The organism is Pseudomonas sp. BSw22131, assembly GCF_026810445.1.
In the GTDB taxonomy this organism is placed as follows: domain Bacteria; phylum Pseudomonadota; class Gammaproteobacteria; order Pseudomonadales; family Pseudomonadaceae; genus Aquipseudomonas; species Aquipseudomonas huanghezhanensis.
On the sequence record NZ_CP113949.1, the window covers coordinates 2,184,661 to 2,197,605 of the forward strand.

11 protein-coding genes are annotated in these 12,945 nt (G+C 59.9%); 10 read left to right on the top strand and 1 reads right to left on the bottom strand.

All coding sequences use genetic code 11. The features are described from left to right. Window positions 1-101 precede the first annotated feature (101 nt). The 9 genes from OYW20_RS09805 (at window position 102) to ligD (ending at window position 10,187) form a co-directional block, all read left to right on the top strand. Window positions 102-737, top strand: coding sequence for a LysR substrate-binding domain-containing protein (locus OYW20_RS09805; protein WP_408005485.1), 636 nt, complete (start codon window positions 102-104; stop codon window positions 735-737). Then, complete coding sequence (locus OYW20_RS09810) at window positions 734-1,333, top strand: peroxidase-related enzyme (RefSeq protein WP_268800483.1); 600 nt, start codon at window positions 734-736, stop codon at window positions 1,331-1,333. The genes OYW20_RS09805 and OYW20_RS09810 overlap by 4 nt, the downstream gene beginning before the upstream one ends. 487 nt (window positions 1,334-1,820) lie before the next feature. Beyond that, a complete protein-coding gene (locus OYW20_RS09815) occupies window positions 1,821-2,771 on the top strand; it encodes a LysR family transcriptional regulator (RefSeq protein ID WP_268800484.1) in 951 nt (316 codons plus the stop codon). A gap of 70 nt (window positions 2,772-2,841) precedes the next feature. Next, window positions 2,842-4,035, top strand: coding sequence for a CaiB/BaiF CoA transferase family protein (locus OYW20_RS09820; protein WP_268800485.1), 1,194 nt, complete (start codon window positions 2,842-2,844; stop codon window positions 4,033-4,035). After that, complete coding sequence (locus OYW20_RS09825) at window positions 4,032-4,970, top strand: hydroxymethylglutaryl-CoA lyase (RefSeq protein WP_268800486.1); 939 nt, start codon at window positions 4,032-4,034, stop codon at window positions 4,968-4,970. The genes OYW20_RS09820 and OYW20_RS09825 overlap by 4 nt, the downstream gene beginning before the upstream one ends. A 104-nt stretch (window positions 4,971-5,074) precedes the next feature. Then, window positions 5,075-5,803: an MFS transporter gene (locus OYW20_RS09830; RefSeq protein ID WP_268800487.1), complete on the top strand. Its 729-nt coding sequence runs from the start codon at window positions 5,075-5,077 to the stop codon at window positions 5,801-5,803. Between the two features lie 222 nt (window positions 5,804-6,025). Continuing rightward, window positions 6,026-6,481: an REP-associated tyrosine transposase gene (locus OYW20_RS09835; RefSeq protein WP_268800488.1), complete on the top strand. Its 456-nt coding sequence runs from the start codon at window positions 6,026-6,028 to the stop codon at window positions 6,479-6,481. A 91-nt stretch (window positions 6,482-6,572) separates the two neighbouring features. After that, window positions 6,573-7,487: a non-homologous end joining protein Ku gene (gene ku, locus OYW20_RS09840; protein ID WP_268800489.1), complete on the top strand. Its 915-nt coding sequence runs from the start codon at window positions 6,573-6,575 to the stop codon at window positions 7,485-7,487. Between the two features lie 51 nt (window positions 7,488-7,538). Then, complete coding sequence (ligD, locus tag OYW20_RS09845) at window positions 7,539-10,187, top strand: DNA ligase D (protein WP_268800490.1); 2,649 nt, start codon at window positions 7,539-7,541, stop codon at window positions 10,185-10,187. A gap of 167 nt (window positions 10,188-10,354) precedes the next feature. Here ligD and OYW20_RS09850 read toward each other — a convergent pair whose 3' ends face one another. Then, a complete protein-coding gene (locus OYW20_RS09850) occupies window positions 10,355-11,686 on the bottom strand; it encodes an aminotransferase-like domain-containing protein (protein ID WP_268800491.1) in 1,332 nt (443 codons plus the stop codon). Window positions 11,687-11,778: 92 nt separating this feature from the next. Here OYW20_RS09850 and OYW20_RS09855 point away from each other — a divergent pair, with 92 nt between their 5' ends. Then, window positions 11,779-12,939, top strand: coding sequence for an MFS transporter (locus tag OYW20_RS09855; protein ID WP_268800492.1), 1,161 nt, complete (start codon window positions 11,779-11,781; stop codon window positions 12,937-12,939). Window positions 12,940-12,945: the final 6 nt, after the last annotated feature.

A 12,945-nucleotide genomic window follows, 5' to 3' on the forward strand; every position in this document is an offset into this window, starting at 1 on the left:
GCTCGCACGGGCAGGGTTCGCTCTAGACACACTCCCGTTGTCAGCCATGCGCAAATCTCACCCTTGAGCGATACGCTCCACCAGCGTGTAGACTTTCGCCCTTGCAATCTCGGGCCCCGCGCCGGCGCGCGCAGCACATTGCCCAGGAAGAGAACCGCCAGATCAAACTGGTCGCGATTTCAGCGTTGGCGGCCGGGCTGCTGCCTGTCGCGTTATCGCGGCTGCCTGAACACTTGCGCCCGCATCAGATCCAGCTGCAAAGCATGTCCCCGGAAAACGTAGTGCAGGCGGTGTTGAGCAAGACCATGGACCTGGGCGCAGTGAGCCTGCCGCTTGAACACCGCGGCCTGGACATTCACTGGATCGGCGAAGCGCCATGCGTGGCAGTGCTGCCGGCCGACTCGGAACTGGCGGCGCACGCCGTGCTCTCGATGGAGGTGCTGGTACAGCAGACGCTGATCACCATGGCCAACCCGTACCGTTTTCGCCGGCGCATCGACAAAGCCTTTCAGGACGCCGGGGGCGAGCCGCCGCGCATGCTCGACACCAACACGTCACTGATCGCCATGCAGATGGCCCGCGTGGGGCTGGGCGTCGCGCTGGTCGATCCGTTCACGGCCATGGGCCTGAGCACCGCCGAGGTCGTGGTGCTGGCGCAGCTGGTTGCGTTTCTTTCCTACCAAATGCGTCTGGCCGCCGGGCTGGGCGCGTTGCTGTCCGCTGGAGCAGCCCAATGAGCGAGCTTATCGACAGCCACGGTTTCACCAATCAGGTGCTGGGCTGGAAGGCCTGGTTGCCGACGGTTGACCTGAACACGGCCAGCGCAGAGCAGGTGGCGGTGCTGGAGGAGAGTCATCCGCAGGCCAAGACTTCGGATTATTACCTGACCCTGGCCCACCATCCGGACATCCTTCGTCAGCGCTCACTGGCCTTCAACGCCATCATGTACGCGCCAGGTGGTTTGTCGCGTGCGGAGCGAGAACTGGCGAGCACGGTGGTTTCGCGGATCAATCGTTGCGTGTATTGCGCTTCGGTGCATGCGCAACGGTTTGAGCAACTGGCCAAGCGTAATGACGTGATCAAGGAGGTCTTCGCGGACCCAGCAACGGCGGGCACCACGTCACGTGAGAAAGCCATCGTGCAGTTCGCCATCGACCTGACGCGCGAACCTGCCTCGCTCAACGCCACGCATATTCAGGCGCTGCGCGAACAGGGGCTGGACGATGCACACGTGCTGGACCTCATCCACGCCATCGCGATTTTCGCCTGGGCCAATCGCTTGATGCTGAACCTGGGCAAGCCGGTGTTTCCTGAGGGTCAAAGCGCTTCGTAGGCTGGATGTCCTGACTCGATGTATGTGCCGTACGACGCTTCCGGTAGAACCTGACGAGGTCACGAAGGATGCGATTCGATACACCTGACCAACCGCATCGCGGCCTCGCGCTGGCTCGTCAACGCCTACAAAAGCGATGCGGTGCATACCGACTTGTTGGAGCGCGGCTTGCCCGCGAAGCTTTTGATTCTGCCCGGAGGGCGTGGGAGTTCAGCTTGCTGACGATCTGCTGCGAAGCGGCAGCAAGACCAGCGAATGCGGTGTTTCAGGTGCAACGTGGGCGCAGTTTCAGGGCCGCTTCGCACCCCATCGCGGCCTCGCGTTGCTCTCCTACAGGCGAGACGCCGACATGGGTTGAATCAATCCCGGCGCCTCGCGAATAAATTCGCGCCTACGGATTCTGTGTCCGGCCGCGATAACCCAATCCCCTCCCATGTCGCCAATCACACTATCCTCTGGCACACCCCGTTTTCTGGATTGCGCCTCGATGCTGCAAAAAAGCCTCATACGCCGCCTTGATTTGATCACCCTGCAAGTGTTCGTTGCCGTTCATGAGGAGGGCACATTAACCCGCGCAGCGGCGCGCGAGGCCATTGCGGTGTCGGCGGCGAGCAAGCGGCTGATGGAGCTTGAACAAGCGCTGGGCATTGCGTTGTTCATGCGCAGTGCCAAGGGCATGTTGCTGACTGCGGCGGGCGAAACCTTGCTGCATCACGCCAGGCGCATGCTGATGGACGTCGAAAAGATGGGCCTTGAACTGGGTGAGCACATCCAGGGCTTGCGCGGTTATGTGCGGATGCTGGCCAATCTCTCGGCGATCATCCAGTTTCTTCCCGAAGACTTGCACGACTTCGTTGCCAGCCATGCGCAGGTCAAAGTCGATCTCGAAGAGCGCCCCAGTGAAGGCGTGGTGCAGGGCATTGTCGATGGCGTGGCCGATATTGGCATTTGCTCCCAAGATACCCACGTCCAGGACCTGATCAGCGTGCCGTATCGCCGTGACAAGCTGGTCGTCGTGATGCGTCGTGATCACCCCCTGGCCACGCTTGAGCAGGTGGCGTTTGCCCAGACTCTGGATTTCGATCAGGTTGGGCTGCATGCGGCAAGCTCGATCAACATGCGCATCCACGCGGCGGCCAGAGCGGTGGGAAAGACACTGCGCCTGCGCATTCATGTGCCGGGCTTCGATGCCGTGTGTCGCATGGTGCAGGCCGACATGGGGATCGGTGTGCTGCCGCTCAAAGCGTATGAACTGTTCGGACAAGCATTGGCGCTGACCGCTGTGCCGCTTATAGACGAGTGGTCCGAGCGCACGCTCATCCTGGTGACACGCGAGCATGAGCCGCTGTCGCCGGTCAGCCGTCTGTTGTATGAGCATCTGCGTGACGCCAACAACGAGTCCGGTCTTCGCGTTTCGCGAACGCCTATTGCCAACTGACGGTTGGATTGTCTGACACTTCGTCCCCTAGTCTTGGCTCAAATTCCAAGAAAGACTGAGGTACGGCCCCATGACTGCCCCCCTGAACGGCATTCGCGTGATTGAAATAGGCACGCTGATCGCAGCACCTTTTGCGGCTCGCCTGCTGGCCGAGTTCGGCGCTGAAGTAATCAAAATCGAATCCATGGGGCAGGGTGATCCTCTTCGTAAATGGCGAAAACTGCACGAAGGCACCTCCCTCTGGTGGTACTTGCAGTCGCGCAACAAGAAATCCCTCGCCCTGAACCTCAAGTCCCCCGAAGGCATCGCCATCGTCAAACAACTGGCCGAGAGCACTGATGTGCTGATCGAAAACCTGCGTCCCGGTGCATTGGAAAAGCTGGGCCTTGGCTGGGACGTCCTGCATGCAATCAACCCCAAACTGACACTGGTGCGTATCTCCGGCCACGGCCAGTCCGGCCCGTACCGCGACCGTCCGGGCTTTGGTGCTATCGGCGAGGCCATGGGCGGCATCCGTTACACCACCGGCACGCCCGGTTCCCCACCGGCCCGCGTCGGCGTCAGCCTGGGCGATTCTCTGGCCTCGATGCACGCTGTCATGGGTGCGCTGATGTCGTTGTTGCGGGTGAAGACCGGGCAGGGCGACGGCCAGATCGTCGATGTCTCGCTGGCTGAAAGCGTGTTCAACGTGATGGAAAGCCTGGTGCCGGAATACGACATGCTCGGCCATGTGCGTGAGCGCAGCGGCGGTGCATTGCCCGGCATTGCGCCGTCCAATACCTACCCGACGGGCGACGGTGCCTACGTGGTCATTGCGGGTAACAGCGACCCGATTTTCAAACGCCTGATGAGCGCCATCGGCCGTGATGACCTTGGCACAAACCCCGAATTCGCCCACAACGACGGCCGTGCTGCGCAAAGTGGCTTGCTCGACGACGCCATCAGCGCCTGGTCGTCGAGTCTGCCGATCGACGATGTTCTGCGCACGCTGGAACAGGCCGAAGTGCCCGCCGGGCGGATCTACAACGTGGCCGACATCGTCGCCGACCCGCATTACCAGGCCCGAGGGATGATTCTCGATGCACAGTTGCCGGGCGGCGCGAAGGTGAAGATGCCGGGCATCGTGCCCAAACTGTCGGAGACGCCCGGCGAGGTGAACTGGCAAGGCCCAAGCCTTGGCCAGCACACCGACAGTGTCCTCGGCGGTCTGGGCCTGACCGGCACCGACATCGAACGCCTGAAGAAAGACGGGGTGGTGCAATGATCAGTGATTTTTCCGAGCGCCTGATCGTGCAGGAAGTGGCCCCGCGAGACGGCCTTCAGATCGAGCCGCGATGGGTGGAAACCGCTGACAAGATTGCACTGATCGATCAACTGTCGCTGGCAGGATTTTCTCGCATCGAGGCCGGGTCGTTCGTCTCGCCCAAGGCGATTCCGGCGTTGCGCGATGGTGATGAGGTGTTCCGGGGCATTCGTCGTCAGCCGGGCGTGACCTACGTGGCATTGATCCCCAACCTCAAGGGTGCGGAGCGCGCACTGGCCGCAGGCGCCGATGAACTGAATCTGGTGATGTCTGCCAGCCAGACCCACAACCTGGCGAACATGCGCATGCACTGCGAGCAATCGCTGGCGGCTTTCGCGGATGTGGTGGCATTGACGCACGGCGTTGCAGTGAGCCTGAACGGCTCGATTGCGACCACTTTTGGCTGCCCGTTCGAGGGCCGTATCGATGAAGACCGCGTACTGCAGATCGTCGATGCCTATCTGGAACTCGGCATGCACGGCCTAACGCTGGCGGACACCACCGGCATGGCCAATCCGCGTCAGGTTCATCGGCTGGTTCAGCGGGTGCTGACACGGGTACCGGCTGCAGCGCTGACGCTGCATTTTCACAACACCCGCGGGTTGGGCCTGAGCAATGTGCTGGCGGGATATGAAGCCGGTGCGCGGCGTTTCGATGCGTCGTTGGGTGGGCTGGGCGGCTGCCCGTTCGCACCCGGCGCGTCGGGCAATATCTGCACCGAAGACCTGGTGAATCTGTGTGATGAGATGGGTCTCGACACCGGCATTGACCTGATGCATCTGCTGACCCTTTCGCGCCGCTTGCCGGCGCTGCTGGGCCATGAAATGCCTGGTCAGGTGGCCCAGGCCGGCCGCAATTGTGACCTGCACCCGATACCGGAAAACCTGCCCCGCTGATTCATCGCTGCCTGTTTCGCGTCACCAAAAACGGGCGCCCGCGTGCCCGACCAGACAACAAAAACAACCGGACTCCTGTGGGAAGTCCGTCTGGAGAAACTGCAATGACCCTTTCTGTTCTTAATCCGGACAGCAGCCTCGCCGAGGTTGTAAGTGCTGAAAAGGCGCTGATACGCAAGGTCGCGTGGCGCATCATGCCGCTGATCATGGTGTGCTATCTGTTTGCCTTTTTTGACCGCATCAACATCAGCTTCGCCAAGTTCCAGTTGCAGCCCGACCTCAGCCTGAGTGACACCGCTTATGGCCTGAACTTCTGGGCCCCGCAGCTGATTCGCAGCGCGGGCACCGAGAGCCCGGTGGTGATCGGTCTGCTGACGGCCATTCCGTATATCTTCGGTGCGATCAACATGGTGGTGGTCGGACGTTTGTCGGATGCCACCGGGGAGCGCCGCAAGTTCGTCTGCGGTCTGGTGGTGTTGGGCGCGATCGGGTTTTTCAGCGCGGGCATATTTGCCCAGCACACGGTCTTTTTGATCGTTGCACTGGCCATGCTTGGCGCGGGCATCGTGGCCTCGATCCCTGCGTTCTGGACGCTTCCGCCCAAGCTGCTGGCCGGCGCCGGTGCAGGGGCTGCTGGCGGCATAGCGCTGATCAACACCCTGGGCCAGTTCGGCGGGATTGTCAGCCCGGTGATGGTGGGGAGCATCAAAGACCTCACCGGCAGCACCACCCCGGCGTTGTACGTCATAGGCGTGTCGAGCCTGCTCGCCGCCGCGCTGCTGATGTGGGCACTGCCCGCGAAGTTGCGGACGCTGGATAAAGGCGAGGATTGAGGCTCTCCACCAGACCGCATCGCGGCCTCGCGTTGGCTCGTCAGAGCCTAACGAGGTTGAGTGAGCGCTGGGTAAGGGTGCACGCGGTCAGAATGTAGGAGTTGACGAGCCAGGGCGAGGCCGCGATGCGGTTCATCTGACATACGCTGACACCCACTGTTTTCGCAATCATCTCTGGCGCATCTAACCTGCTGGTACATCCCTGCCAGGGAGGGCGCCGCTATGCACAATTTCAGTGGAAATCAATTACGCAAAGGCCGCTTTTCCGCAACCGGGAACATCTACCGGCTCACCACCGTGACACACCAACGCACCGAGTTATTCACCGACTGGCGAGTCGGGCGTTTGGTTGTTCAGCAATTCAGGTGTGCCCAGCAACGAGGTCTGGTCCAGTCACTGGCGTGGGTTGTCATGCCCGATCACTTTCACTGGCTGGTGTCGCTTGAGCACGGCTCATTGTCCGATCTTGTGAGCCGTGTGAAATCCCGGAGCAGTCATTCGATCACGAAACCAAGCGGCCAGGCAGGCCCTGTCTGGCAACGGGGCTATCACGACAGGGCCCTGCGCCGTGACGAAGACCTGCAAGCCGCCGCCCGCTATGTCGTTGCTAATCCCCTGCGGGCCGGCCTCGCAGATCGCTTGGGCGACTATCCCCTCTGGGATGCCGTATGGCTCTGACGCCGCCATCTATACTTCCCGTCGCCCCACCGAAACTTTTTCCCACGCGTTCCTGTCACTGCTAAACACAGCACCCCAAAGGACTACAGCAATGGCTCGGGCAATCTGGAAGGGCGCAATCAGTTTCGGGCTGGTGCATATTCCGGTGGCGCTGGTGTCGGCGACCTCACGGCAGGGTGTCGACTTCGACTGGCTGGACAAGCGGAGCATGGACCCGGTGGGCTACAAGCGCATCAACAAGGTCACCGGTAAGGACATCACCAAGGAAAACATCGTCAAGGGCGTGCAGTACCAGAAAGGCCAGTACGTGGTGATAAGCGAGGAAGAAATTCGCGCCGCGCACCCCAAATCGACCCAGACGATTGATATTTTCGGCTTTGTCGACAGCGATCAAATCCCCCTGCAAAACATCGATACGCCCTACTTTCTCGCGCCCGACAAGCGTGGCGAGAAGGTCTACGCTTTACTGCGTCAAACCTTGATCGACACCGGCAAGGTCGCGCTGGCCAATGTGGTCATTCGCACCAGTCAGCATTTGGCGGCGGTGATGCCACTTGATGAAGCAATTGTGCTGGTCCTGCTGCGCTGGCCTTCTGAGGTACGCAGTCTCGACACCCTGGAGCTGACCAAGGACGTCACCGATGCCAAGCTCACCAAAAGCGAGCTGGACATGGCCAAGCGTCTGGTCAAGGACATGAGCGCCGACTGGAAACCCGAGGAGTACCGCGACACCTTTCAGGATCAGATCATGGAACTGGTCGAAACCAAGGCCCGGGACGGCAAGCTGGAAAACGTCGAAGCCGACGCCGGGGAGACCGAGCGCAGGTCGGCAGACGTGATTGATCTCACCGAATTGCTCAAACGCAGTCTGGGCAGCAAAGGCAGTTCTGCCAAAGCCACGTCTAAAACCAAGTCTCCCAGCAAAAGCAAAACCGCCGCCGCGGACGATGCAGTACCGGCCAAACGTCGCGCCCCTGCCAGGAAAAAAACCACCAAGGCTTCCTGAGTACCACCCGCTGGTCTACATCCGCCAGCCGGTGCAGAGGTTTAATCGATCATGGCCAAACCCGTCAGCGAATACACGCGAAAGCGCAATTTCGACATCACCTCCGAGCCTGCGGAAACACCCGCCAGGCGCCGTAGCGCAAAGGACCAGGCGCTGAGTTTTGTCATCCACAAGCACGACGCCCGAAACCTGCATTACGATTTTCGTCTGGAACTCGACGGCACGCTCAAGAGCTGGGCTGTGCCGAAAGGCCCGAGCCTGGACCCGAAAAACAAGCGTCTGGCCGTGCATGTAGAAGACCATCCGCTGGACTACGCCGCGTTCGAGGGCAGCATTCCGGAAGGGCAATACGGCGCCGGCGATGTGATCGTCTGGGACCGCGGCGTGTGGCAACCCCATGGCGACCCGAAAGTGACGTACAAGGCGGGCAAACTCAAATTCACCCTGATCGGGGAAAAGCTCACGGGCGACTGGGCGCTGGTGCGCACGCATCTGCCCGGCAGTGGCGACAAGGAACAGTGGCTGTTGATCAAGGAAAAAGACGATGCGGTGCGGCTGGCCGACGATTACGACATCGTCGCTGACCAGCCCCAGAGCGTGGTCAGCAGTGCGACGGTAGGGGACGCAAAGGCGCGCACCGGGAAAACCAGAACCGCTGCGGCAGCGCCTGCCAAACCTTCCAGAAAAACAGCCAAAGCCAAGGCCGCCAAGCCTGAGTCCACCGCTAAAAAGTCACCCGCTGCAAAAAAATCTACCACTGCGAAACCCGCGCAGATCCCGCAGAAACTCACGCCGCAACTGGCAACCCTGGTCGACACACCGCCAGCGGGCAAGTGGCTGTACGAAATCAAATTCGACGGTTACCGGATCATGGCGCGCATTGTTGGGGGCGAGGTGACGCTATTCACCCGCAACGGCCACGACTGGACCGAGCGTATGCCGCTGCAGGCCAAGGCGCTGAAGGCGATGAAGCTCGGCGACGGCTGGCTCGACGGCGAAATGGTGATGCTCAATGACGCCGGGCTGCCGGATTTTCAGGCGTTGCAGAACGCATTCGAAACCGGGCGCAGCAAGGACATCGTCTATTACCTGTTTGATGCGCCGTTTCTGAATGGCGAAGACCTGCGCCAGACCGCGGTGGAGGATCGTCGCGCCACCCTGAAGAAGCTGTTGGGCAAGCAGCGTAGCCGCTTGCTGCGATTCTCCGATGCGTTTACGGCCAATCACCAGGACATCGTCGAAAGCGCCTGTTCGCTTTCGCTTGAAGGGGTGATTGGCAAGCGCGCAGGGAGTTTTTACGACGGCAAACGCAGCCCCGACTGGATCAAGCTCAAGTGCAAGCAGCGCCAGGAGTTCGTCGTTGTTGGTTTCACCCGGCCGCAAGGAACGCGCACCGGTTTTGGCGCGCTGCTGCTGGCCGTCAACGAGGAGGGCGCGGGGCTGGTGTACGCCGGCCGGGTGGGCACGGGTTTCAGTCAGAACATGCTGACCGAGCTGCACAAACAGATGAAGGCGCTGGAGCAGGACGCTTCGCCGCTGGATAAACAACTCACCAGTGCCCAGGCACGTGGCGTGCACTGGATCAAACCAGAACTGGTCGGCGAGGCCGAGTTCGGTGAGTGGACGCGCGACGGCATCATTCGTCATGCCTCGTTCATCGCGCTGCGCACCGATAAGCCGGCCAGCGAGGTGGTGCATGAACATCCGAAAACCCCGAAGGATCTGAAAGCGCCTTTCAAACCCAAGGCGTCCAGCACTGCGAACGCCAAGGGTGCAGCTCCTGCCAGGCGCGTCGCCAAGGGGAACGTCGAGGTCGAGGGTGTCGTGATCAGTCACCCGGAGCGGGTCATCGACAAGGACAGCGGGCTGCACAAGATTGATCTTGCGCAGTTCTACGCGTCGATCAGCGACTGGATGTTGCCGCACCTGGTGCATCGGCCGGTGGCGCTGTTGCGATGCCCGGAAGGGGTCGAGGGTGAGCAGTTTTTTCAGAAGCACTCAGAGCGGCTGGCGATCCCCAACATCAAGCAATTGGACCCGGCACTCGATCCCGGCCACGCGCGACTGATGGAGATCGACAGCGTGCAGGCGCTGGTCGGGGCTGCGCAAATGGGCACCATCGAGCTGCACACCTGGGGTGCAACCAGCGACAAGATCGAAACACCGGACCATTTCGTCCTGGATCTCGATCCGGACCCGGCACTGCCATGGCGCAGCATGATCGAAGCCACCAGCATGACGCTTGCGGTGCTGGATGAGCTGGGCCTTGAGGCTTTTATCAAAACCAGTGGCGGCAAGGGGATTCACATCATTGTGCCGTTGGCGCGGGGTGCGGATTGGGACACGGTAAAAGCCTTCAGCAAGGCGATCTCGCAGTTCATCGCCGACAAGCTGCCGGAGCGTTTCACGGCGGTGATGGGTCCGAAAAATCGCGTCGGCAAAATCTTCATCGATTACTTGCGCAATACCCGTGGCGCCAGCACGGCGACCGCTTATTCGGTGCGGGCACGGCCGGGTTTGCCGGTTTCGGTGCCGATTACCCGGGAAGAATTGCCCGCGCTCAAATCCGCCGCGCAGTGGAATATAGCCAACCTCCAGGCGCGCTTGCGCAAGCTCAAGGCTGATCCGTGGGCCGGGTACAGGAACAAGCAGCGGATCACCAAGAAGATGTGGAAGCAGTTGGGGGCGAAAGCGCCCTGAGCGCACTTCGGTAGGCTGGTGCATTGGATTGCGTCGTTTTCAGGTCCAAGCGAGGTGTCAGGTTTCAGGGCTGCTGCGCAGCCCATCGCGGCCTCGCGGTGCTCGTGCGCGCCTACACAGGATTAACGCAGTCACAGGTCGGACGAACGCCTGACTGCACACCCTCCTTACAGTTTTGACGCCTGGGCAATCTGGTCACGAACGTTTTCAAATGCAGTTCGTAACTGTTCCATTGGGATGCCCCCAAACGCAAGGCGCAGAGCCTGCGGCGCCGCCTCTGTAACCGCATAGGGTTCACCTGAGGAAACGGCAATGCTCTGGGCAATAAGCCTGGTGATAATGGGTTCCGCGCGCTGACCACTCGCCAGCGGCAACCACGCAAAACTTGCGTTGGGGTGGGAGATGATCGACATGTCCTTGAATATTTCCTGGCACAGACGCTGACTTTGAGCGCCGTCACGCCGCCGGTTTTTCTCCGAGACTGCCAGCGTACCGTCTTCAATCCAACCGGTTACAAGCGCGGAAATGAGAGCTGGCGCGTTCCATGTAGTCGCCCTTATGGCATGTGACAGTTTGTCGATGTGCTGGTCCGGCGCAATCAGATAACCAAGTCGTAGTCCTGTCGCGAGACTTTTCGAGAATCCCCCGACGTAGATCGTCCGGTCGGGTGCCAGTTCGAGCAAACTGGGTGGTGGGTCAGGTTCGAGGAATGCATAAGCGCTGTCTTCGATAATCAAGAGATCATAGCGGCGGGCCACGTCAACCAGTGCCCGGCGAGTCACCTCGTCCATAACAGAACCCAGCGGATTATGAACCGTAGGCATCAAATAGATCGCACGCAGTTTGTCTTCGCGGCATTTGCGCTCCAGCGCGTCAGCGTTCATAGAACCGCCCAAACCGTCGATGGCCACCAGGTTCAGACCTTGGAGTGCCGCTACAGATTTAAAGCCAGGATAGGTCAGTGCGTCGGTGCCGACCGAATCTCCGCGCCGCAAAAGACCCAACACCGTGATCGCCAAGCCATGCTGCCCACCCGAAGTAATAAGTAAACGCTCTGGGGCGATGACACCTAATTTGTCGAGGTGCGAAGCGATAATTTTCCGCTCGTGTGGCCTTCCGCCGTGGGGCTGATAGCGGAGCATAGCGTCAAGATCACCAGCCACCGCCAAGCGTTTGAGTCCTGCTCTCAACACCTCCGAGTCACCTGCATCGCTGGGCATATTGAAAACCAGATCGAGCAGCCCTTCGGCGGCAGTCTGCTCAACACCCAGTGTCAAGGGCAGCCCGAGGTCGCGCACAAAGACACCGCGCCCCTTCTCTCCGACGATCAGGCCACGGCGCTCCAACTCTCGATAGGCTCGCGTCGCCGTTGCGAGAGCGACACCATGTTGCTCGGCAAACGCCCTGTGCGTCGCAAGTCGAGTGCCTGGGGGCAAGTTTCCATTCTGGATGTCATCGGCGAGGGCCGCAGCGATTTCTGTGTACTGAGCTTTGGGCATGAATCCACCGTAATTAGTACAATTTATTAATTGCACTAAGCTGAAATACCATGTTATCTAGCAACAACTGTAACGAAGGATCGTCACAAACTATGCCGAATTCACTTTCGACAGCGTTACTTGCCCTGGCGTTATTCACGTCAACTTTCGCTGTCAATCTCCAAACCCCATTGTATGCGGCTTACGCGGCTGAAAGCGACGTAGGCGCAACCGCCGTGACCGTCGCTTTTGCAGCGTACGCGGCTGGATTAATGCCGACACTGCTGTTGTTGGGAGGTTTATCGGATCGTATCGGTCGCCGACTCCCTATAGCGACAGCGCTGTTACTCGGCGTATTAGCGACTGCACTTCTGGTCTGGATACCCAACTGGGGAAGTCTGGTTGTCGCGCGTGCACTGCTAGGCATTGGTACAGGTTTGGTGACAACCGCAGGCACCGCTTACATGACCGAAATCATGGGTGAGGACAACGCCCGGCGCGCCGCGCTGATCGTGACATCTGCCACAACGCTGGGTTTTGGGGGCGGTGCTCTGGCCACGAGTATCAGCCTTGGGGTACAAGGCTCAACCTTGATGCCTGCCAGCTTTACCCTGCTATTTGTATTGGCGCCCCTACTAGCGCTTCTTGCCTTCAAACTCCCAACCGTCGATGTGTCCAAGCGTGTCTCGCTTCTCCGGCTTCCGGTATTTCCCAGGGGCACATGGGTGTTCGGTATCGCCATGATCCTGGCTTGGTCAACGAGCGGAATGGTGATCGCTGTAGTACCCCTGGAACTAAAAAACCAAGGCCTTGATGGTTGGACAGGACTCGTTGTTTTCTTGGCAATCTTTGTGGGCTTTCTCTGCCAACCCATTGCGCGTCGGATGAGCAACACCAAGTCACTGGCAATAGGATTTGTGCTAACTCCCCTTGGTTTTCTTGTTGTTGTAGTAGGTGTCTGGACAGGTTCGCTTGGTCTGGTATTGCTTGGAACCTGCATTACCAGTGCTTCGAACTACGGCTTTACGTACCTCGCGGCCTTACTCGAAGTTACATCAAGAGCACCGGATAATCGTGCGCGTGCTACCGCAGGCCTGTTTGTTTACGCTTACGCCGGGTTTTCGCTTCCGGTCATCGCGAGCGGAGCGCTAGCGGACCTGTTCGGCTTGCTGCCGGCAATGACTATATTCGCAATTGCCCAGATCAGCATTACTTCACTGATTATCATGCTCTGGATGAAACAGCCTTCCTTACAGAGAGCCGAATTGGCCTGATAGTGC